This is a genomic window from Melioribacteraceae bacterium (assembly GCA_030584085.1).
In the GTDB taxonomy this organism is placed as follows: Bacteria; Bacteroidota; Ignavibacteria; order Ignavibacteriales; family Melioribacteraceae; genus SURF-28.
Genome location: CP129490.1, coordinates 2,652,877 through 2,674,641 on the forward strand (window position 1 = coordinate 2,652,877; position 21,765 = coordinate 2,674,641).

The following is a 21,765-nucleotide window of genomic DNA, read 5'->3' on the forward strand; positions in this document are numbered from 1 at the left end:
TTTAAAAATAGGAAGTTATCAAACAATTATTAATTCCTAGGTTATTATGTCTGATTTCGAACAAGAGAATTCATCTAGGACTTTCACTCAAAATTTTGGTTTGGTTACCGGATTAGTAGCTTCATTACTTGCTTATCTCTTTATTGAATTTGATTCTTCAAATACACTTTTGTCACCAATGGCTTCAATTGCGATATTAATGGCTGTCTGGTGGATTACCGAAGCAATTCCATTGGCTGCAACTGCACTGATTCCGATTGCACTTTTCCCATTACTTGGAGTTTTAAATGGTGAAGAAACAGCTACTTCATATATCAATTCAACAATCTTTCTTTTTCTAGGTGGTTTCTTAATTGCATTGGCAATGGAAAAATGGAATCTGCACAAACGGATTGCACTAAAGATCATTCGTTTGTTCGGGGGCAAGCCCAATTATATAATACTTGGATTTATGATAGCTTCTGCATTCCTTTCAATGTGGATTTCGAATACCGCAACTGCAGTAATGATGCTGCCAATTGGTTTATCTATTTTAATTCAGTTAGAAGAAGAATTCGATGTCGAGCGAACACACAAATTTTCGGTTGCTTTAATGTTGGGAATCGGTTATTCGTGTTCGATTGGTGGTATTGCCACAATTATAGGAACGCCGCCAAATTTATCATTCACTCGAATTCTAAAAATTGTTTTCCCGGAAGCGCCGGAAATTTCTTTCGGTGATTGGATGATGCTTGGCTTACCGATTACTATTATTATGCTTACTGTTGCTTGGATAATGTTGACAAAAATTTACTTCAAGTTCTCTAAGGATTTAGTTATAGATACAAACATAATTAAAAAGGAGCAAAAGCAAATTGGCAGAATGCAATTTGAAGAAAAAGTTGTTGCGTTTGTTTTTGCTATTACTGCACTTCTTTGGGTTTTTAGAAGCGATCTTCAATTGGGAATAACAGTAATTCCCGGGTGGTCGAATTTATTTGGGAATCCCGGTTATATAAATGACGGTACTATTGCAATTGGGATGTCAATTATACTATTCATTTTCCCAACGAGAAAAAGCGTTGCAAAATCAAAAACTGTTCTTGATGGTTCTGTATTTAAGAAAGTCCCGTGGGGGATTATATTGTTATTCGGAGGTGGATTTGCATTAGCAAAAGGTTTTGTTACAAGCGGATTATCGGAATATATTGGTTCATCATTTGCCGGACTTGGAAATATCTCGCCTATCATCTTGATAATACTTGTAGCGCTATTCATAAATTTTTTAACCGAACTAACTTCCAATACTGCGACTACAGAAATGATTTTACCAATTCTAGCTTCAGTTTCAGTTGCGATCGGAATTAATCCATTATTATTAATGATAACGGCAACACTTTCAGCATCAATGGCATTTATGCTGCCGGTTGCAACTCCACCGAATGCAATTATATTTGGAAGTCAGCGTGTAAAAATTCATGAAATGGTTAAAGCCGGGTTTGCTTTAAATATTATTGGAGTTATTGTTGTCGCCGCAGTTGTTCTAGTTATCGGTGTATTAGTATTTAATATTGATTTAGAAATTATGCCTCACTGGGCAAAATAATTATTTTGGCGGATGAATTACATTATAAAGCGATGAATAATCTTTCTCACTTAATTTTTGTTTAAGCCCTTCTCTAATTACTTTTTCTACACCTTCCAAAAGTAGAGTATTTATTCCACCTTCGTTAAATTGACTTATCATCAGCCTGACATCTTTCAATAAATGTTTTAAAGGAAAATTTGGGTTACTGAAATCACGCTGCATATAATTCGGTAACTTCTTATCAAAAGTTGGCGCATACAATGCGCTACCTCTTAAAATATCCATAAACTTTTCAACGTCAACATTTCTTTCTCTCAAATAACCGAGACTCATTGAAAACGCTGCAGTTTCGCTAGCTATAAGTTGATTCAAAGCAAGTTTAATAGCAGACGCTTTCCCAACCTCACCAATAAAAACTATTTTATTGCTGAAGGAACTAAACAATTTTGAATATTTTTTTTCGTCTTCCTCTTGTCCGCCAATCAATACAATTAATTTTCTTTCATCTATTTGCGGTGTGCTACCCAATACCGGGGCTTCAAAATAATGCCCCTTAAGTTTAGTAATTCTATTTTGTAACAAAATACTTTCATTAGGTGAGATTGTGCTCATTTGAATTATTGTTTTGTTTTCAAAGGATAAATCCTCAGTAAACAAAACATTTGTAATAGCATTGTAATCAGATACGACTAATAAAATCACATCTGTTGCTTCAATTAATTCTTTAACTGAATTAAACGAATAAATTCCCTCGTTTTGTAAAGCCTTCGCTTTTTCTTTGGTTCTATTATATATAGCAATATTAAATCTGGCTTGTTTAATTTTTATGGCCATAGGTTTTCCCATTAAGCCGGTACCTATTAATCCAATATTCATTTCTATCCTTTTATTTTGCCAATGATGATAAATCTAACTCTATTTCTTCTTCGGAATAAAAAGGTTCACCATAATCCTTTCCTATCTTAAACCCAAAATATTTTGCTCGTGCTTCAATAAATTTTATAAAGTTCATTTGACTTATAAATGTCTGGGGTTCTCCGGATTTATCTTCTTCATTAAAAAATTGTGTTCCGTAAGCTTTCATCGATTTCATTTTGGTTTCGAATGTCTCACTTATATCGTTTATAAATGACGGAGTGAATTCGTAGTACTGCATATAGTAAAATATTTTTTTTGGTCTAAATGGATTTTGCATGTTTCCGGCATGTTGAGTTTGAATTTTTGTTAACCCGCTGAAAAAGAAAGCTTCTTTGACGATTCTACTAGTTCCAATATGATCGGGATGACGATCATTAAAATATGGTGCAAAAATAATTTTTGGTTTGTAGTATCTAATTTGCTTTACAACTTCAAGAACAAACTCGTCGTTTAATTTTAGTTTACCGTCTGGCAGTCCAAGATTTTCACGCACGGTTAACCCTAATATTTCAGAAGCCTTTTTTGATTCTTCTTTTCTAATTTCTTCACTTCCTCTTGTGCCTAATTCACCTTTGGAAAGATCAACAATTCCAACTTTAAGACCATCTTTCGAAAATTTTGCGATTGTTCCACCCATAGCAAGTTCAGCATCATCGGGGTGAGATGCAAAAACAAGAACATCTAGTTGCATAATATTTCCTTTACTTATCAATAAGTGTTTATAAATATCTTTATAAAAAATTACAAAGTAAAATTTGAGATGAGAAGTCTTTTGATGTAAACAAATCACTTTGAGATTTCATGGAAAAGATTATTTTAGCTGTGGAGACATTATTGTCTTATTTAACTTATCAAGGAGGGAGCAGTGAAAAAAATTACAATTTTAATGCTGCTTGTTTCTGCATTAGCTGTTCATGCTCAATCAAGCGTAGGTGGTTACATTGGTTTCGGACGATCCGCGTTTAGTTTTGAAGATTTTACGATCGATCCGGATGCTCAAGCAGGTTATGTACCTATAGGTGTTCAGATCACATTAGGTGATGGAATGCTGCAGTTTGGGGCTGAAGCTAGTTATTCGGCTGTACCATTCAAGTTTGAATACGAGGAATCCGGTAGAAAGGTTGGTGATATTTCTGTTACCCAATTGTTTCTAGGGGGTTTTCTAAGAATTAATATTGGCAACGAAGCAATTCAACCATATGTTAAAGCGGGCGGCGGTGCTTATATGGGTAAGTTAAAGTGGGAACCTGAAAAAGCATTCGAAGCAATGGCTCCTGAAGATGAAATGGATTTTAAAACTGCATTTGGATTTTACGGTTCTGTCGGCATTGATATTAAACTCGGAAAAACTTTAGCAATCTTTGGTGAAATTCCATTTCATATTGTATCGAGGAAATTAGACATCGAAGGTGTTGATGACGATGATATCGATCCTATTACTGCAAACAATTATGCGATAATTGCAGGTGTTAGAATTCTATTCAAATAAAAATTAGAGGGGACATGTTCCCCTCTTCTATCTCACGATTATCACAACGTTTCATTATATTTATCATTTCAAAAATCATCGAAACTTATGAATCAAAAATATGAGGCAGTAATTGGATTAGAAGTCCATGCTCAACTGCTGACAAATACAAAATTATTCTGCAGATGCTCAACAAAATTTGGTTTGCCTCCAAATACAAATGTTTGTCCGGTTTGTCTTGGTCATCCCGGTACGCTTCCTGTGACCAATAAACAAGCAATCGAATTTAGCGTGTTAATGGGATTAGCCGTTAACTGCAGAATAAACAATAGCTCAGTTTTTGCAAGAAAAAATTATTTCTATCCAGATCTACCAAAGGGGTATCAGATTTCACAGTTCGAAGAACCAATATGCGAGGATGGATTTATTGAAATTTCTGACGAAGATAAAAAAGAAAAAATTATTCGTATAAAAAGAATTCATCTCGAGGAAGATGCCGGCAAATCAATTCACGACCAAGGTTCGGGAACCTTAGTTGATTTAAATAGATGCGGAACGCCGTTAATTGAAATAGTCACGGAACCCGACATTTCTTCGGCTAGAGAAGCTTATGAATATCTTACTTCACTCAAGCAAATAATCACTTATCTCGGTATATGTGATGGAAATATGGAAGAAGGTTCCCTAAGATGCGATGCGAATGTTTCTGTTAGAATGAAAGGTGAAGAAAAATTAGGTACTAAAACTGAAGTCAAAAATATGAACTCCTTCCGCAATGTTGAAAGAGCAATCGATTTTGAAATTAATCGCCAGATAGAAATTATTGAAGAAGGCGGGATCATTACGCAAGAAACATTATTATGGAATGCCGATCTTAATGAAGTCTTCCCCATGAGAAGTAAAGAAGAATCACATGATTACAGATACTTTCCCGATCCTGATCTGTTACCAGTAATTGTTAGTGAAGAATGGAAAAATAAAATTGCAAATCAAATGCCGGAACTTCCTAAAATTCGTAAGCAGCGGTTTATTAATGATTATAAAATTCCGGAATACGATGCCGAAATTTTGACTAGTTCAAAAGAGTTAGCTGATTATTACGAAAATGTCTTGAGAGTAACCGACGACTACAAATCAGCAAGTAACTGGGTTATGGGAGATATTCTAAAAGTAATTAATGAAAATAAAATACTTATTACTGAATTTATTGTAAGTCCGGAGAACATTGGCAAACTGATAAACTTGATTAACAATAAAACTGTCAGTACAACAATCGGTAGAGAAGTTTTTGCAGAGATGTTAAAGGACAATAAAGAACCACAGATAATTGTTAAAGAAAAAAATCTTGTTCAAATTTCGGATTCGTCGCAAATAGAAAAAGTTATTGACGAAATTATTGCTTCAAATGAAAAACAAGTTGAAGAATACAGAAACGGGAAAGAAAAAGTATTGGGATTTTTAGTTGGACAAATTATGCGTGAAACTAAAGGAAAAGCAAATCCTCAAGTAGTAAACGAAATATTGATACAAAAATTGAAAGGTTAATTTATTTTCTGATTTCCAACGGTCTTACAACCATTATCCCGGTCTGTTGCTTAATTGATTGAATATATTCGGCGAGAGGTTTTTCGGATATTTCAATTTGCTTCCCAACATTAGGTGCATGTAATAAATGAATTCGTCCATCATCCAATCTAATGGCAATTCCTGTGTGTGAAATATCAAGTCCTTTTATATTTGTTGTGATGCCAAGAATATCACCGGACTCAATATTTTCTTCAATTAATTTAATTTTGTCTTCCGGTATATAAAAATAATCACGAGCAGAAATTTCTTTTTCTATCTTCTCAATTTCTTCAGTGAATGCTGGATTTGCATTCAATTGCATGTATGAGTCCGGATGAGTGCTCATAAAATTTACATTGTTTTGATAAGGAATTCCTCCTATATCTTGCGTGATATCTTTTGCAATTCCTCTTTTGTTCATATCAAAAATCCAATCGGAAAAATAATGTAGTCTTGACGGATACTCATCCAATTGTCCATTACGATATCTTATATTCTCTAATTCCTTTTGAAAACAGCCAAATGTAGTATCACCAAGTTTAACACATCTAGCAAAGACGAGTGAAGCTTCAAGAAATGTGTAGCAATCTAACCCGGAAAGATGAACTACTAATTTTTCATTGACTCCTTTTTCAAGAGTATGTGCTTCATAATCCAAGCCTAAAAAGCTTTTTCCGATTTCAATAATTACTTCATTAATAGGCTTTTCAAACAGATCTTTCTCAAAAGCTAAATTGAATTTTGTTTTGCAGATTTCAATATCATTATTAGTAAAAACTGCTTGAGCTGAGGTACTCAGAACAATAAGGATTAGAAAAAGAAATTTCCTTATCATATCGGGAAATCCCCTTCGGGTAATTGAGGCGTTGCAGCGCCTTCCGGAATTTGAGTTTGAAACAATTCCCTATTTTCAAAACGAGCATAGTCTTTTATAAATTGTAGTTTTACTTCACCAATAGGTCCGTTACGTTGTTTGCCTATAATAACTTCGGCAACACCGGCAATATCTTCCATGCCTTCTTTTTCCTCAAAGTAAACTTCGGGACGATATAGGAAAAGTACAACGTCTGCATCTTGCTCAATTGAACCGGATTCACGTAAGTGTGAAAGCATTGGTCGTTTATCCGATGATTGTTCGACTGCTCGGTTTAACTGCGATAATGCAATTACCGGAATTTCTAATTCTTTAGCGAGTGCTTTCAACGATCTTGATATGATTGAGATTTCACGTTCACGGCTTTCAGCTCTAAAACTTGAACTCATTAATTGAAGATAATCTATCATTATCATTCCAATTTTCTTTTCGGTTTTAAGTCGTCGAGCTTTGGCGCGCAATTCTAAAACATTTAATGCAGGAGTATCATCAATGTAAATCGGTGCTTTACTTAATTTGTGAACAGTTCGGCTAATCTTTGCACCTTCTTCGGCTCTGAATTTTCCCGTTCTTACACTGTGAGCGTTAATACGAGCTTCCGCTGAAATTAGTCTGGTTGCTAACTGGATAGTTGACATTTCAAGACTAAAAAGTGCGATCGGAACTTTGTGTTCAATTGCGGCATTGCGTGCAATCGAAAGTGCAAAAGCAGTTTTTCCCATAGATGGTCTTGCAGCAATAATAATTAAATCCGATTTTTGAAAGCCGCCCAACATGTCATCCAATTCATAAAAACCTGAAGGGACAGAAAAAGTAGAAATATTTTTATTGTGTATTGCTTCAATTAATTCCAATGCTTCACGAACAGCAACTTCCATCGTTTTATAGGTTTCCTTAGTACTTGCTTCGGAAATACTGAATATCTTTGCTTCTGCTTGATCTAGAAGGTCGAAAACATCTTCTTGTCCTTGGAAAGCATCTGTGGCTATTTCAAATGAGGTTGAGATTAATTTACGCAAAATCCATTTTTCTAAAATTACGCGTGCATGGTAATCAATATTTGCTGCTGAAGAAATATCTTCCGAAAGCTTGCTTAAATAAGCTGCTCCGCCAACCTCTTCAATTTTCCCATCTTTTTTTAATTCTTCGTAAAGAGTAACGGTGTCAACCGGTTCACTTGAGTCATACAATGAAACTATAGAATTAAAAATGTGAGTGTGTTTCTTATCGTAGAAATATTCCGGCTTTAAAATTTCAATTGCTTTTGGAACCGCTTCCCCGTCAATCAACATTGCGCCAAGAACCATTCGTTCCACATCCAGAGCTGCCGGTGGTTGGTTTGAATACTTCTTTAAATTATCTAGATCAATATTTTTTCCGTTACCTTTTGACATTATTTCTTACCTGTTAGATCGTCATATAACTTACGAAATTTTTGCACATCTTCCCAGCATCCTCTCTTCCAGTTTGGGTTTCTAAGTAAAGCCGCCGGGTGATATGTTGCCATTACTTTTATTCCATCCAGTTCATGAACTTCTTCACGAAGTTTTGAAAGTGTTAATTTTTTGTTTAATAATTCAATCGCAGCGATCCTTCCAAGACATAAAATCACTTTTGGCTTGATCAGTTCAATCTGTTTCATTAAATGTGGTTTACATTTTTCTACTTCCGAAGGCAATGGGTCGCGGTTATTAGGCGGACGACATTTTAAAATATTAGCAATATACACTTCTTCTCTGGTAAAATTTATTGCTTTTAAAATATCTGTCAACAACTTACCAGCTCTTCCGACAAATGGTTCACCTTGTTTATCCTCTTCTGCACCGGGCGCTTCCCCGATCAACATTACATCAGCAGTTGGATTTCCAACTCCAAAGACAAAATTTGTTCTCGTTTCGCTTAACGGACATTTAGTGCATTTATGAATTTTATCAAATAGTTCTTCTAAATTTTTTGATTTCTGAAAGTCTTCTTGAAATAATTTATCAGTCATAAGCTCCACTTTTTTCTCTGCGACAGTTTCTTGCCGTGGTTCCGAAACGAAATATTTTTCCTTTACTTTTATCTCAACATGCTCAAATAGTTCATCGCCAAAGACTTCTTGCTGATCTTTGATAGCTTCAATTATGAGTTTTTTGATATCCAATTTCAGTTTTCGTTTTATCGTTTCGGGACTTCGAAAATACATAAAAATATTATGTGGTGCTGAAGAAATCGGGAGGAAAAATTTTGAATTGTAAAAAAAAAGGGAGGCAGTGCCTCCCTCAAAAATTAAGCTTCTTCGTCCTTATAACGGAATTCAATTTCACCTTTGGTTAATTGTTCCAATGCTTGAAGATGCGGTTTATTTCTACTTTCAAATTCTAATGAAAGTTTTAATTGGTCCGGATTTTCTTTTTCTTCAAATTCATCATCGTTGCCGGGATTCATAGTATCAACAAGTGTTTTGAATTCCAATTTTGTTTGATCGTTTATTATTCTTGCTTTTTTTGCTGCGACAATAACTGCCTCATAAATATTGGCAGTTTCGGTTTCCAATTTGCTTAATTCAATTGGTCTGATTGGCATTTTATTTTACTCCTGATTAATAATTTCGTTTTTAATTATTGCTTTTACTTCATCTATTGCACTTTCAAGTTTGTTGTTGATTACAACGTAATCAAATTTATCTTTATACTCCAATTCCATTTCTGCTCTTTCAATTCTTTTTTGTAAATCTTCATCGGATTCAGTTTTTCTGTTGATCAACCTTTCCTTTAATATCTCTTTACTCGGAGGTGCAATAAATATAAGAACGGCATTTTTGTATTTCTTTTTAATTCTAACAGCACCTTTAACATCAACTTCGAGAAGAACGGATTTATTATTACGAAGGTGTTCTTCAACAAAGCTTTTTAAAGTGCCGTAATAATAATCATAAAATTTTTCCCATTCAATGAATTCATTATTCTCTATTTTTTGTTTGAATTCATCTTCTGAGATGAAAAAATAGTCTTTCCCGTTAACCTCTACACCACGTCTTTTTCTGGTTGTTGCAGATATAGAAAAAACCAAATCATTAAATTCACGTAATAATTTTCTAACAATCGTTGTTTTACCCGACCCACTCGGCGCAGAAAAGACAAAAAGCTTAGCAGTGTTATTCAATTTTACTCTATGTTTTGGAGTTGTTCTCTAATTTTTTCTAATTCTTCTTTTATCGAAATTCCACAAGCAGAAATTTCTGCGGAGACAGATTTACTATTAATTGTGTTTGCTTCGCGATTCATCTCTTGAGAAATGAAATTTAATCTCCTTCCCGAAGGTTCATTCATATTAATCGCGTCTCTGTACATTTTAATATGGCTTCGCAATCGAACACATTCTTCCGTTACATCATATTTTTCAGAAAGGAAAGCTAATTCTTGCATAAGTCTATCTTGATTATCAATCAAATCCGATGCAAGTTTTATAGCTCTATCTTTTAACTTTTCAAAATATTGTTTGATTGATTCCGAACTTAACTTCTCTATTTGAAAAATATTGTCTTCAATAATCTTTAATCTTTTTTCAAAATCTATTGCAAGTTCAGCACCTTCTTTTTTGCGCATTTCTTCCAAAGAATCTAAGGCTTCATTAATCGATTGAGAAATCAATTTATATTCTTCTTCTTTAGCATCTTCCGTATCGTTCATAAAATAACTTTGGTAATTTAGAATATGTTCAAGTTTGATTTCTTCTTTAATATTTGCGGATGATTTTATTCTCTCGAGTAGTTTAACCGTAGCGTTGAGTCCATTTAAATCAATATCAGATAACTGATCGTCTATCCCTTCATGTTTTGCCGTTATCGTAACATAAAGTTTTCCTCGAGAAATTCTTTTCTTTACTTGCTCACGTAAATCTAATTCATATTGATAGAAAGCTTTAGGTAATCTGAGAGACAAATCAAGATATCGGCTGTTTACACTTTTAATCTCAGTTTCAACAGAAAAACCATTTTTTTGAATGGTGGATTTACCAAAGCCGGTCATGCTATTAAGCATATTTTTCCTTAAAAAAGATGACTTTAAATTTAATCAAAATAAGAGTGGGATTCAAAGAAAGAATGAACTAAAACGCTTCCCCGATTCCGAAATGAAACTCGAAGGTCTCTGAGAAAAGCGATTTTTTGAAGAAAGAACGTGGGTCATCCGGGTCATAAACTTTAAACCCAAAATCAATTCTGAAAGGAGCAAAATCGGAATAGTAGCGAAGACCGAAACCTGCGGCCACTGCAATATTATCCAATCGAAAATCCGACGGATGATTCCAAACATTACCGTAGTCTAAAAATAGTGCTGAGCCCAATTTGCCTGTGATTCTGTTTCTTGTCTCAATCGAACCTTCCATTATAAAGAATCCACCAGGTATAAGGTTTCGCAAAAGTACTGATTCCAACTCATCCGGAGTGGGATTAGCACTTAGTTCACCTTGGTTTTGGGGCGGCACTAATTCTCTTGTTTTCCATCCACGATTTGAATTGCTTCCACCTGCATAAAATCTTTGATTGAAAGGAATTTCAAATTGATCACCTTGATAAGTTTGTATAGTACCCAATCTAAATTTCATTCCAAAAGCATCTTCGGGCGAGTCATAAATTGGGAAATAAAATGTACCGGTAAATAGAGCTTTAAAGTAGAGAGGATTCTCGAAAGCGTCTCCTGCAATTTTATTTGCTAAATAACTAAGCGAATTTCCATCCTCAAGCAACAATGATAATGTATATCCGCGTGTAGGGAAAAGCAAACTATTTGCTTTATTTACACTTATATCCGCGTTAAGAATGGATATGGTCTTTTGACTTGTTAGATCAGAATCCGGTGTTAAAAATTGTGTAATTAAACTGTCAACAAATTCAACGGGAAGCTCCGGAGCCTGATTTCGATAATATTTAAAGAGAACATCGTAGGTATAATCATATGAGAAAACATAACTCGAACGCTCGACGTTTAATCCTAGTATTAACGAAGTTATATACGTAAATCTTGGAAGTTCAATATCAAAACTGAGTTTGCCACCGAGTAAAGTTGCATTATATTCACTTCTTCTTTTTTGAAGTGTATAATATGTTTCAAGTTTTGTGTTTATACTTCTCCCAAATAAAAATGGTTGTTCGATTATTCCACGAAGATCGACGTATCCATAAATATTTGTATCGCTTAGAGATGGATTAGAAATTAATTGTGAAATATCTTGTGCTGCGGTTGAAACACTCAGAGTAAGTTTACGAGCATCACCAAGAAAATTTTTCCGAGAATACGACAGCCCCACACCTAAATTGAATGCATTATCTTCATTATTAATTACTAGTTCGGGAGAAAGTTCATTCATAAGTCCGACATCTGCATTAATGGCAATCGGTACATAATTTTTATTAGTATCAGCCACAACTCCGGAAATAAGAACCGAGGAAAATAAATTAGTTCTGTAAAGTCTTACTTGTGAGCGTTGAAGTTCATAAAAGCTATAGTAATCATTAGAATCAATGTTAGCAATTCTGTCCAAGAGTTCATCCGAAACTTCATCAGCACCGGGGCCACTTTTGTTGATTCTAACTTCACTTACTCGGTATCTATCGCCGGTATCAAAGTTCATGTAAACATCAACTTTATCGACTAATGTATCGACTCTAATTTCAGGAGGATCAGAAGTTATTAACATATGTCCGAAATCCAGGGCCAGTCTCATAATTTGAGATCTGATACGAGAGACTTCTGCTGCAGAATAAATTTCTGAGGTATCTATTTTTATTAATTCATTTACTTCATCTGCAATTTGCCAAGCAATGTTTTCCAGCCCGGTGACTTCAAGTTTTCTAAAAAATGCGGGATCATTTTCGTTTATTTCATAGATTAATTTAGCGGTATTATTCGCTGTATCGAGTTGATACTTGTAAGAAAAACCAGCTTGAAAATAGCCGTTATCATAATAAAAATTCTGAAGCTGTTTTAGATCATTAAAAATTTGAAGTGAATCAAAATAAGTTGCTTCCTCGCCAAAACCTGAAAAACTATTTAAAAATTGGGAAAGCCATCCAGGTGATTCCTTTGAGAAAATTACATTTCGAAGTGCATCTTCCGAAATATTTTTATTGCCGATAAACTCAATTTCGGTAAGTTCAAACTGCTCTTCGGTTTGTGAAAATGCAGTAATTGATATTGATAAAAGAATAGCAAAAAAATATTTTGGCAAAATTTTAATCTCTTATTTCAACAACGGTGTTTAGTGATACAACTTCAAATAATTCGTCAATATTTTCATTACTTACGGCTATTGAGCCATTAGTCCAGTTAAAAGCAAAAGGTAAGTTTTTAAAAATAAAATTATACTCTCCGATTCCGTGAATACCAATACTTGCTCCTAATCTAGTTTCCGAAGGGGGGCAATCTCCATCATTTGAGACAATAAGCTGATATTCAACTTTTGTTATAGTACCATTCTTAAGTGCTTCAGCTGCATCTCTTTCTGTAGGGTAATTCAAAAAGATCTTCTTATAAAATTCGTGATTGTCATCCATTCTACACACATTATATGTCCCCAAAGGTGTAACATTATCGAACACAGAAGTTTTTACTTTGCCGCTGCCCTGTCCAAAAACTACCTTATATGATTTTACTAAAGTAGTATCCGAAAATAAATTCATAGTATAATTATATCTTGAAATAACTAATTGAACATCACTAAGCTTAGCAATTCCTTTTTGTTGCATGGCTTCTTCGAGAGTCACTTCTCTTATATTAAGCATTAAACCGTATAGGATCATTCCACAAAAAAAAACAATAATGCTAATACTAAAATAAATAAGATTACGAAGCATTGTAAGCCGAATATTGCTTAATTATTAATTTGGTAATATAAGAAAAGAAAGAGAATCTTGTTATTAAAGAAGAAGGGGAAATGGGGCAGCTTGAACTGCCCCGAATATATTATTTTTTACTTACTGTTTTTGCACCAACTACTGCAATGGCTGTCATGTTGATAATATCATCAACAGTTGCACCTCTTTGCAGAACATGAATAGGTTTTCTAATTCCCATGAGAATTGGACCGATAACAGTTGAATCTGTTAATCTTGCCATAAGCTTGTAGGCAATATTCCCACTATTAAGATCAGGGAAGATTAATAAATTAGCTCCACCCTTAAGATTTGCAAATGGGAATTCTTCATCAATAATTGATGGTACAACTGCTGTATCAGCTTGCATTTCACCATCTACCATTAAGTCAGGTCTTCGTGATTTAATTATCTCAACAGCTTTTCGAACTTTTTGGGATTGAGGATAGGGAGCACTACCAAAATTGCTAAATGAAAGCATTGCAACCTTCGGATCAATTTCAAATTCTTTGACCGTATCAGCGGACATGATTGCAATTTCGGCAAGTTGTTCAGAAGTTGGATCGATATTTACAGTAGTATCTGCAAAGAAATATACTTTTGATTTGACAATTACAATATATAACCCAGCCACAACACCAAGACCATCTTTTACTCCAACACACTGAAGTGCTGGTCGAATTGTTTCGGGATAGTGAGAAGTTAAGCCGCCGACCATCGCTTCGGCATCACCGGTTTGAACCATCATCGCAGCGTAATAATTTGGTTGCTTTAGTAATTTTTTAGCACCGGCTAATGTTGTTCCTTTACGATGGCGTTTATTATAGAATTCCATTGCGTAATGATCGCATTTATCGCAAGTACGTGGATCATGGATTTCAAAATCTTCAACATTGTATTCAAGTTCTTTGATTTTATTTTTTATAAAATCTTCTCGTCCAATCAGAATCGGCTTTCCAATATGCTCTTTAAATACTGAATTGGCAGCACGAATCATCTTCTCTTCTTCACCTTCTGGATAGACAACTTTTTTAGGATTTTTCTGAGCTTTATGAACCATTAGTCTAATTATTTCTTTCGAAAATCCTAACCGCTCTTTAAGTTCTTCCTTATATGCGTTCCAATCATCAATTTTAATACGAGCCACACCCGTATCAATTGCGGCTTTTGCAACTGCTGGCGCAACTGTCCAGAGAACTCGAGGATCGAATGGTTTAGGAATTATATACTCTGAACCAAATGAAAAATCTTGTCCGCCGTACGCACTTAATACAACTTCAGGAACATTTTCTTTTGCAAGATTTGCTAAAGCTTGAACAGCAGCAAATTTCATTTCTTCGTTAATTGCCGTCGCTCTAACATCCAATGCACCACGGAAAATAAATGGGAATCCGAGAACGTTATTAACTTGATTTGGATAATCGCTTCTTCCGGTTGCCATTATTACATCTTTACGAGCATCAATAGCATCTTCATAATTAATTTCCGGATCAGGATTTGCCATTGCAAAAACTATAGGAGTATCAGCCATAACTTTTAGCATGTCTTTACTAACAACTCCACCTTTTGAAAGACCAATAAATACATCAGCTCCGGTCATCGCATCAGTAAGTGATGAGTAAGCTTTTTCTGTCGCAAATGCATCTTTGTATTTGTTAAGATCATTTCTTCCTTTATGAATATGACCTTTCGAATCAAACATTGCTATGTTTTCTCTTTTAATACCGGCACGAATATAAATATTACAGCAAGCAACGGCTGAAGCACCGGCACCGGAAACTACAACTCGCATATTTTCTAATTTTTTACCGGCAATTTCAGCTGCGTTAATTAAGGCGGCACAAGAAATTATGGCCGTTCCGTGCTGATCATCATGGAAAACGGGTATGTTCATCGTTTTCTTTAATTCTTCTTCAATCTCAAAGCACTCAGGTGCTTTGATGTCTTCGAGATTGATTCCACCAAAAGTAGGTTCAAGAAGTTGAACTGCTTTGATAAGTTCTTTGGGATCTTTAGTTTTCAATTCAATATCGAAAACATCGATATCAGCAAATCTTTTGAATAGTACTCCCTTTCCTTCCATGACAGGTTTACCTGCATGCGGACCAATATCGCCTAAGCCAAGAACGGCCGTACCGTTTGATACTACTGCTACAAGGTTACCTTTTGCAGTGTACATGTAAACATCGTCATCATGCTTTTCGATCTCTCTACACGGTTCCGCTACACCGGGTGAGTATGCTAGCGATAACTCTCTAGATGTAAAGCAAGGTTTGGTTGCTATAACTTCAATCTTACCTTTTCTTCCCTCGCTGTGATACTTGAGAGCTTCTTCTTTTGTGTAACTCATTTTTAATCCTCTATTATATTTAAAACCAGATAATTAGGATAACTTTGTCTTGCTAAATTAGGAAAGTTTTAATTAACAAAAAAGCCGTCTCAGTGGACGGCTTCTTAGTAGTTTCAAATTTTGCTTAAACAGCCATGATTTCTTTTTCTTTATGTTCAATTATCTCATCAATTCTCTTGATATGTTCATCTGTAATTTTCTGAACTTCGGCTTCAAATCTTTTTAATTCATCTTCGGAAATCAGTTTCTCTTTTTCCTCTTTCTTTAAATGGTCATTGGCATCACGACGAACATTTCTTACTGCGATTTTGCTTTCTTCACCATATTTTTTTACAAGTTTCACAAGTTCTTTTCTTCTCTCTTCATTTAGAGCAGGAATAGGTATTCTGATATTTGTTCCATCACTTGCCGGATTTAACCCAAGATCAGCAGTTAATATTGCTTTTTCAATAGCTTGTACCATTCCTTTATCCCATGGAGTAATTGATAACGTATGAGGATCTAAAACAGAAAGATTTCCAACTTGATTAATTGGTGTCATTGTACCGTAGTAATCGACTTTCACACCATCAAGTAAAGCAGTTGTGGCTTTACCGGTTCTAACTTTTGCAATTTCTTGTCTGAAGTTTTCGATGGTTACATCCATTCTGTGTTTAGCATCTTTCACATTATTATTCATAAATGCCTCTAATTAATTTTTTGTTGTTTCTATTTCAAGTTGGTTATTACTTACGACTGTACCAACATTTTCGCCAAGAACAAGCTTTAATAAATTGTCTTCTTTATCCATATTAAACACAATAATAGGCAAACTATTTTCCTGACATAGACTTATTGCCGTAAGATCCATTACTCGTAAATTTTTCTTTAAAACATCAATGTAAGAAATGTTATCAAACTGAGTGGCAGAAGGATTTTTTTCGGGATCAGAATCAAAGACTCCATCTACTCTTGTACCTTTAATTATTGCATCCGCCTCGATTTCAACTGCACGCAATGATGCTGCCGTATCAGTGCTAAAATATGGATGCCCGGTACCCGCACCGAAAATTACAATTCTTCCTTTTTCAAGATGACGAATTGCACGTCTTCTAATATAAGGTTCTGCAATTTCTTCCATTTTAATTGCACTCATAAGTCGAGTGTACATGCCGTGATTCTCTAAAGCATTTTGAAGTGCAAGTGAATTGATCATTGTTGCAAGCATTCCCATCTGATCACCGGTAACTCTATCAATTCCTTGATCTGCAGCATTCAAACCACGATAAATATTCCCACCACCGATTACGATACCGACTTTTACATCGAGATCTCTAATTTTTTTGATTTCACGGGAAAAGAAATTTAGAACTTCGGGATCAATACCATGCCCTTTTTTCCCCATCAAAGATTCACCGCTAAGTTTTAGCAGTATGCGATTGTATTTTAATTTTTCTTTCATAAGCCCTAGAAATATAAAAAAAAAGGTCTTATTAAGAAATAAGACCTTTTTGAAATGAATTATTTATTCTCATCACTGAGATGGAACCGGTGAAACAATGAAATCTTTGCTTCAGAAGAATATTTTTTATTATACTCTTTTAGAAGATCACCAATAGATTTTGCATTGTCTTTAATGTAAGCTTGTTCAAGAAGAGTATTTTCTTCGTAATACTTTTTCAATTTACCTTCGGCAATTTTCTCCAAGATATTTTCCGGTTTGCCTTCTTTCTTTGCAATCTCTTTATAAATTTCCTTTTCTTTTTCTATCACTTCAGCAGGAACATTTTCAGGTGCTATATAATCAGGTTTCATTGCAGCGATTTGCATCGCAACATCTTTTAATATTCCGGCTAGTTCATCTCTGCCTTCATCTTTCACATTATCAGCTTTTACTAAAACACCAAGCTTTGAACCATGATGAACATAATCTACTAGAACGCTTGCATTTCCTGACTCAACTGAAAAGCGTGAGATTTCGATTTTTTCACCAATTTTACCAATAATACTGCTTAATTCATCCTGAATATTTTTCCCGTCATGCGTTAAACCAAGAAGTTCCTCTACGTTTTGAGGATTATTTGCTTCAACAGCTTTCATAACTAAGTTTGCGAAGGCAACAAAATCATCACTTTTAGCAACGAAATCCGTTTCACAATTAACTTCTAAAATGATTCCTTTTTTACCATCATCCGATATTTTTGTAAGAACCAAACCTTCATTAGCAGAACGTTCAGCTCTTTTTGCAGCAACGGATGCACCTTTTTTACGAAGCACTTCAATTGCCTTTTGGAAATCACCATTCGCTTCAGTGAGGGCTTTTTTACAGTCCATCATTCCTGCGCCGGTTTTATCCCTTAATTCTTTAACTTGTGCAGCTGATATTGACATTTCTATTTATCCTTTATTTTTTCTCAGTTTCATTTTCTTCTGAAGTTTCCGGTTTTGTTTCTGCTTTTGTTTCTTCTTTTGTTTCAGCTTTCGGCTCGTCCTTTACTTCTGCTTTTTCTTCTTTGCTTGGAACATCTTTCTTATCAATTTTCTTTTCTTCTTTCGTTTCTAAGTTTACTTTTCTAATCTTGCCTTTTTTACCTTTCTTCTTATCTTCAGTTTCTTCTGTTTCTTTTCTCTGTCTTTCTCTTTCAGCAGCTTCTTCTGCTCTTAATTCTTTAGCTTTTTGGCTCCCTTCAATTATTGCGTCGGAAAGTTCTTTTGTAATCAATTCAATTGTGCTAACAGCATCATCGTTTGCTGGAATGATATAATCAATTGGACTTGGATCACAGTTTGTATCAACAATTGCAAATATTGGAATATTCAAACGAAGTGCTTCATTGATTGCGATTGATTCTTTCTTGATATCGACAATGAACATAGCACCTGGCATTTTTGCCATGTTTTCAACACCATCAAGTACTTTTCTTAATTTGTCACGCTCACGTGTTAATTGAAGACCTTCTTTTTTGGTAATTTTTTCAAATGTACCATCGGTTTCCATTTTATCAATATTTTGAAGTCTCTTAATACTCTTTCTGATAGTTGAGTAGTTTGTCAACATTCCACCAAGCCATCTTTCACTTACCCAGTTACTGCCGGATCTTTTCGCTTGTTCGGCAATAACACCTTTAGCTTGTTTTTTGGTGCCGACAAAAAGAAAACTCTTACCCTGAGAAGCTATTTCATAAGCAGCTTTGGAGGCGTTATCAATTTGATGTTGTGTTTTCTTTAAATCGATTATATGAATCCCCTTCTTTTCCATGAAAATATAGGGTTTCATTTTAGGGTTCCAGCGACGGGTAAGGTGCCCGAAATGCGCACCAGCTTCAATAAGTTTGGTTAGCTCAATCTTAGCCATTTTATACTCCTGTTTTTCTTCTATCCTCTTCATCTCCGCCTTTTAATCCCATTTTTTGGGTAGGGACACAGGGGGCAGATCCGAGAATATGAATAATGTTAATTAATAAATAAAAATTATCTCTTAGAGAATTGGAATCTCTTACGAGCTTTTGGACGACCGTATTTTTTACGTTCAACCATACGTGGATCTCTTCTCAGCAAACCTTCAGCTTTTAGTCCGGGTCTAAAATCCGGATTAATACTTTCAAGCGCTCTAGCAATTCCTAACCTGATAGCTTCGGATTGACCTGAAACTCCGCCGCCATTAACGTTGACAAACACATCGTACTTGCCAGCTGTTTCAGTGACTTTAAAGGGGAGAATTACATCATCACGATTATCTTTTAGAGGGAAATAATTTTCGAATTCTCTTTTGTTGATAGTAACTTTTCCGTTACCGCTTCTTAAGAATACACGTGCAACGGCATTTTTTCTTCGTCCAACAAACATTTTATCTGCCATTCAATCTACCTTTTATAAACTTAATGTTTCCGGTTTTTGCGCTTTATGCGGATGATCTGAACCCACATAAACTTTTAATTTTTTACCTAATTTATTTCCTAATTTAGTTTTAGGAAGCATACCTTTTACGGCAAATTCAACTATTCTTTCGGGATGTTTTGCTTTCATCTGCTCAAAAGTCGTTTCTCTGCCACCACCGGGATACATGGTGTGTCTAAAGTAAGTTTTTAATAATTCACGTTTTCCGGTCATCCTTACTTTATCGGCATTTATAACAACAACGAAGTCACCGGTATCCATATTTGGTGTAAATGAGGGTTTGTTTTTACCTCTGATAACGCTCGCAACTTTAGTAGCTAATCTACCAAGCACTTGATCTGTAGCATCAACTACATACCACTTTCTATCAGCATCTTCTGTTTTAACAAACCTTGTAATCTTTTCCTGTTTCAAGACAAATCCTCCGTTAAAGAGATTTTTATAGAGCTTGTAAATATATTGGGATTCTTTTGGAAAGTCAAGATTCTTGATCAATCAAAAGCTGAGTCTTTTAAAAGCCCAAGTTCTAACAGAAGTTGGGCATTTGTGGTTTATCTTAAGGATATTTTACAAATCCCAGAATTGTCCTTGGAAACTTATCCGTCACGATTAAGAAGCCAATTTCATCTAATTTAACGAGACCTTCCCAATTTCTACTTGATCTGCTTGACTCTAATTCGATGTAAATTGGTGAAGTATCCATCAGTTTTATACCAGTTGAAGTAATTTTAAATTGAATCAATCTTTCTACAGAGAATGAATTTTTGTGGGTGATACCAACTCCCGATTTCACGAAAATTGAATCATTAATCGGTTTAATTAAATTTATTTCTCCGGGCCAAAGATAGTTAATTGCCCAGAAAGTGCTATCGGGTTCAACTTCAGTTGCATCTGTTATTCTATATTCTATTGTAGGGAAATGAATACTTTCCTGAAGAATTAAATTACTAGTGAATTTTGAGGATGTTGAAGCTGATGAAATATTTTCACCATTTATTTCATGAATAGCATAAACGTTATCATTAAAAAAAGTAATTGCTTCATTTGATAAGTTCGGAAGTAAATTTGGATTATTAATTTTAATTAGTGTATTGGCATCTACTTTTATTCTTTTTTCGGCAAAATTCATCTCGCCTTTTACGACGTAACTTTCAGTTTCTGTCCCGAAACTTTCCAAGACAAAATAAACATCATCACCATTAAATATTATTCCCTCATAACCTGAACCCCACTGATTAAATTTTTCAAGACCGAATGCCTCTAGTTCAATTTTATAGGATGTGAGCGGGATTTGTGATTTTGAATTTATGGTCCTAAGAATTCTTTCTTTCGGAATGTAATAAATCGATCCGGTTAAACCATCGCCGAATAGATAAGGGAACTGAGGAAGCAATATTAAATAATCCCCGTACCAGGCTAATCCCGAAATTTCGGAATCCCTTTCTGCAATTTTGCCTGCGAGTTTTATTTCGAATAAAGATGCTTCCTCAAGTTCTTGAAAATTAATTCGTTCTTCAATTTGAAAATGAACAGTCTCTTTGCAAGAAACTAACAATAAAATAAGTATAAGAGAAAAAAATATTTTCAATTCATGCCCGGCATGCTAAATTTTTGATAATTGCTTGGTATCTCGAACATACTTGCTGGCACACTTTGCTCTTTAATTTCAACAACTTCCATCGATCCATCATCATTTCCGCTTTTGTCTTTCGCAATTATGTGCATTGGGAAAAAACCACCCGCCGATAAATCTTTATACCAGCTCGGCATTTCTTGATCACCCATCGGTATCGACATGAAAATAAATTCTCCCAATCCTTTAGCTGCCCAAACTTCAGTTGTAAATTCTTCATCTTCAAAAATCCATTTTTCGCAAGAGTAACCAAGTATATCTTTTGTTTCTCCGGTTTTAATCGGCTCTTTGAAATTGCTTTCGGTTTCTTCCGCAAGATCTTCGAATTTTTCCATATCAAATTCCATGTACATATTCTGGGTTGGCATCAACATGTAAGTTTTACCCTCTTTGAATAAAACGGCACCTGCCATTTCTTCCATTTCAGGCTCCATTCTGACGTTCTCACCTTTTTTATAATAATTCATGAACATCGATTCGCCATCACTTGTCATTTTGTATTTGACAAAGCCCTCAAAACTTTGGGCAGATAAAATGATTGATCCTAAGAAAAACAAGAAAAAAATTTTTGTGAGTCTCATTTCGAACCTCCTTTATTAAATAACAGTTGAAAATAAAAAAAAGTAATGGATTAGAAAAATTGGTACGTCACTTTTG

22 protein-coding genes are annotated in these 21,765 nt (G+C 34.7%); 3 read left to right on the top strand and 19 right to left on the bottom strand.

The window, feature by feature from the left end:
• Positions 1-46: 46 nt before the first annotated feature.
• A complete protein-coding gene (locus QY331_12205; protein ID WKZ68713.1) occupies positions 47-1,585 on the top strand; it encodes an SLC13 family permease in 1,539 nt (512 codons plus the stop codon).
• Here the strand turns inward: QY331_12205 and QY331_12210 are convergent, their stop codons facing one another.
• Both QY331_12210 and bshB1 read right to left on the bottom strand, forming a co-directional pair.
• Positions 1,586-2,443, bottom strand: coding sequence for an NAD(P)-dependent oxidoreductase (locus QY331_12210; GenBank protein WKZ68714.1), 858 nt, complete (start codon positions 2,441-2,443; stop codon positions 1,586-1,588).
• Positions 2,444-2,453: 10 nt separating this feature from the next.
• A complete protein-coding gene (bshB1, locus tag QY331_12215; GenBank protein WKZ68715.1) occupies positions 2,454-3,176 on the bottom strand; it encodes a bacillithiol biosynthesis deacetylase BshB1 in 723 nt (240 codons plus the stop codon).
• A gap of 174 nt (positions 3,177-3,350) precedes the next feature.
• On the opposite strand from bshB1, the gene QY331_12220 reads away from it, so the two are divergent.
• Positions 3,351-3,974, top strand: a complete 624-nt coding sequence (locus QY331_12220) for an outer membrane beta-barrel protein (protein WKZ68716.1) — start codon at positions 3,351-3,353, stop codon at positions 3,972-3,974.
• A gap of 87 nt (positions 3,975-4,061) precedes the next feature.
• Positions 4,062-5,498, top strand: coding sequence for an Asp-tRNA(Asn)/Glu-tRNA(Gln) amidotransferase subunit GatB (gene gatB / locus QY331_12225; GenBank protein ID WKZ68717.1), 1,437 nt, complete (start codon positions 4,062-4,064; stop codon positions 5,496-5,498).
• A 1-nt stretch (position 5,499) separates the two neighbouring features.
• On the opposite strand, the gene QY331_12230 is transcribed toward gatB, so the two are convergent.
• The 17 genes from QY331_12230 to QY331_12310 all read right to left on the bottom strand — a co-directional run bounded on the left by QY331_12230 (position 5,500) and on the right by QY331_12310 (position 21,689).
• Complete coding sequence (locus QY331_12230; protein ID WKZ68718.1) at positions 5,500-6,354, bottom strand: DUF1460 domain-containing protein; 855 nt, start codon at positions 6,352-6,354, stop codon at positions 5,500-5,502.
• Entirely contained in the window at positions 6,351-7,787 is a 1,437-nt protein-coding gene (gene dnaB, locus QY331_12235; protein WKZ68719.1) for a replicative DNA helicase, read from the bottom strand. Before dnaB ends, QY331_12230 begins: the two co-directional genes overlap by 4 nt.
• Complete coding sequence (locus QY331_12240) at positions 7,787-8,539, bottom strand: uracil-DNA glycosylase (GenBank protein ID WKZ68720.1); 753 nt, start codon at positions 8,537-8,539, stop codon at positions 7,787-7,789. The genes dnaB and QY331_12240 overlap by 1 nt, the downstream gene beginning before the upstream one ends.
• 125 nt (positions 8,540-8,664) lie before the next feature.
• On the bottom strand, positions 8,665-8,961 hold the full coding sequence (locus QY331_12245) for a DNA-directed RNA polymerase subunit omega (protein ID WKZ68721.1): 297 nt from the start codon (positions 8,959-8,961) through the stop codon (positions 8,665-8,667).
• Positions 8,962-8,967: 6 nt separating this feature from the next.
• The gene (gmk, locus tag QY331_12250; GenBank protein WKZ68722.1) at positions 8,968-9,540 is read right to left on the bottom strand and encodes a guanylate kinase; all 573 of its coding nucleotides are present in this window, start codon (positions 9,538-9,540) and stop codon (positions 8,968-8,970) included.
• Positions 9,541-9,542: 2 nt separating this feature from the next.
• Positions 9,543-10,418: a YicC/YloC family endoribonuclease gene (locus tag QY331_12255; protein ID WKZ68723.1), complete on the bottom strand. Its 876-nt coding sequence runs from the start codon at positions 10,416-10,418 to the stop codon at positions 9,543-9,545.
• Positions 10,419-10,485: 67 nt separating this feature from the next.
• On the bottom strand, positions 10,486-12,606 hold the full coding sequence (locus QY331_12260; protein WKZ68724.1) for a BamA/TamA family outer membrane protein: 2,121 nt from the start codon (positions 12,604-12,606) through the stop codon (positions 10,486-10,488).
• A 4-nt stretch (positions 12,607-12,610) separates the two neighbouring features.
• Complete coding sequence (locus QY331_12265) at positions 12,611-13,159, bottom strand: L,D-transpeptidase (protein ID WKZ68725.1); 549 nt, start codon at positions 13,157-13,159, stop codon at positions 12,611-12,613.
• A gap of 181 nt (positions 13,160-13,340) precedes the next feature.
• A complete protein-coding gene (locus tag QY331_12270; protein WKZ68726.1) occupies positions 13,341-15,599 on the bottom strand; it encodes an NADP-dependent malic enzyme in 2,259 nt (752 codons plus the stop codon).
• A 124-nt stretch (positions 15,600-15,723) separates the two neighbouring features.
• Positions 15,724-16,278, bottom strand: a complete 555-nt coding sequence (gene frr / locus QY331_12275; protein ID WKZ68727.1) for a ribosome recycling factor — start codon at positions 16,276-16,278, stop codon at positions 15,724-15,726.
• 12 nt (positions 16,279-16,290) lie between these two features.
• Positions 16,291-17,040, bottom strand: a complete 750-nt coding sequence (gene pyrH, locus QY331_12280; GenBank protein ID WKZ68728.1) for a UMP kinase — start codon at positions 17,038-17,040, stop codon at positions 16,291-16,293.
• Between the two features lie 59 nt (positions 17,041-17,099).
• Entirely contained in the window at positions 17,100-17,969 is an 870-nt protein-coding gene (gene tsf / locus QY331_12285) for a translation elongation factor Ts (protein WKZ68729.1), read from the bottom strand.
• A gap of 13 nt (positions 17,970-17,982) precedes the next feature.
• Positions 17,983-18,933 (bottom strand): 30S ribosomal protein S2, encoded by a 951-nt coding sequence (gene rpsB, locus QY331_12290; GenBank protein ID WKZ68730.1) that lies wholly within the window; start codon positions 18,931-18,933, stop codon positions 17,983-17,985.
• Between the two features lie 116 nt (positions 18,934-19,049).
• The gene (gene rpsI / locus QY331_12295; GenBank protein WKZ68731.1) at positions 19,050-19,436 is read right to left on the bottom strand and encodes a 30S ribosomal protein S9; all 387 of its coding nucleotides are present in this window, start codon (positions 19,434-19,436) and stop codon (positions 19,050-19,052) included.
• A gap of 12 nt (positions 19,437-19,448) precedes the next feature.
• Positions 19,449-19,889: a 50S ribosomal protein L13 gene (gene rplM, locus QY331_12300; protein WKZ68732.1), complete on the bottom strand. Its 441-nt coding sequence runs from the start codon at positions 19,887-19,889 to the stop codon at positions 19,449-19,451.
• A gap of 142 nt (positions 19,890-20,031) precedes the next feature.
• Positions 20,032-21,063: a hypothetical protein gene (locus tag QY331_12305; protein ID WKZ68733.1), complete on the bottom strand. Its 1,032-nt coding sequence runs from the start codon at positions 21,061-21,063 to the stop codon at positions 20,032-20,034.
• Positions 21,060-21,689 (bottom strand): DUF4412 domain-containing protein, encoded by a 630-nt coding sequence (locus QY331_12310; GenBank protein WKZ68734.1) that lies wholly within the window; start codon positions 21,687-21,689, stop codon positions 21,060-21,062. The genes QY331_12305 and QY331_12310 overlap by 4 nt, the downstream gene beginning before the upstream one ends.
• Positions 21,690-21,765: the final 76 nt, after the last annotated feature.

What these genes read in the sequence shown, in the direction of transcription:
- QY331_12205 (WKZ68713.1), top strand. Translation starts at nt 47, where the DNA reads ATGTCTGATTTCGAACAAGAGAATTCATCTAGGACTTTCACTCAAAAT.
- QY331_12210 (WKZ68714.1), bottom strand. Translation starts at nt 2,443, where the DNA reads ATGAATATTGGATTAATAGGTACCGGCTTAATGGGAAAACCTATGGCC.
- bshB1 (WKZ68715.1), bottom strand. Translation starts at nt 3,176, where the DNA reads ATGCAACTAGATGTTCTTGTTTTTGCATCTCACCCCGATGATGCTGAA.
- gatB (WKZ68717.1), top strand. Translation starts at nt 4,062, where the DNA reads ATGAATCAAAAATATGAGGCAGTAATTGGATTAGAAGTCCATGCTCAA.
- QY331_12230 (WKZ68718.1), bottom strand. Translation starts at nt 6,354, where the DNA reads ATGATAAGGAAATTTCTTTTTCTAATCCTTATTGTTCTGAGTACCTCA.
- dnaB (WKZ68719.1), bottom strand. Translation starts at nt 7,787, where the DNA reads ATGTCAAAAGGTAACGGAAAAAATATTGATCTAGATAATTTAAAGAAG.
- QY331_12245 (WKZ68721.1), bottom strand. Translation starts at nt 8,961, where the DNA reads ATGCCAATCAGACCAATTGAATTAAGCAAATTGGAAACCGAAACTGCC.
- QY331_12255 (WKZ68723.1), bottom strand. Translation starts at nt 10,418, where the DNA reads ATGCTTAATAGCATGACCGGCTTTGGTAAATCCACCATTCAAAAAAAT.
- QY331_12265 (WKZ68725.1), bottom strand. Translation starts at nt 13,159, where the DNA reads ATGCTTAATATAAGAGAAGTGACTCTCGAAGAAGCCATGCAACAAAAA.
- QY331_12270 (WKZ68726.1), bottom strand. Translation starts at nt 15,599, where the DNA reads ATGAGTTACACAAAAGAAGAAGCTCTCAAGTATCACAGCGAGGGAAGA.
- frr (WKZ68727.1), bottom strand. Translation starts at nt 16,278, where the DNA reads ATGAATAATAATGTGAAAGATGCTAAACACAGAATGGATGTAACCATC.
- pyrH (WKZ68728.1), bottom strand. Translation starts at nt 17,040, where the DNA reads ATGAAAGAAAAATTAAAATACAATCGCATACTGCTAAAACTTAGCGGT.
- tsf (WKZ68729.1), bottom strand. Translation starts at nt 17,969, where the DNA reads ATGTCAATATCAGCTGCACAAGTTAAAGAATTAAGGGATAAAACCGGC.
- rpsB (WKZ68730.1), bottom strand. Translation starts at nt 18,933, where the DNA reads ATGGCTAAGATTGAGCTAACCAAACTTATTGAAGCTGGTGCGCATTTC.
- rpsI (WKZ68731.1), bottom strand. Translation starts at nt 19,436, where the DNA reads ATGGCAGATAAAATGTTTGTTGGACGAAGAAAAAATGCCGTTGCACGT.
- QY331_12310 (WKZ68734.1), bottom strand. Translation starts at nt 21,689, where the DNA reads ATGAGACTCACAAAAATTTTTTTCTTGTTTTTCTTAGGATCAATCATT.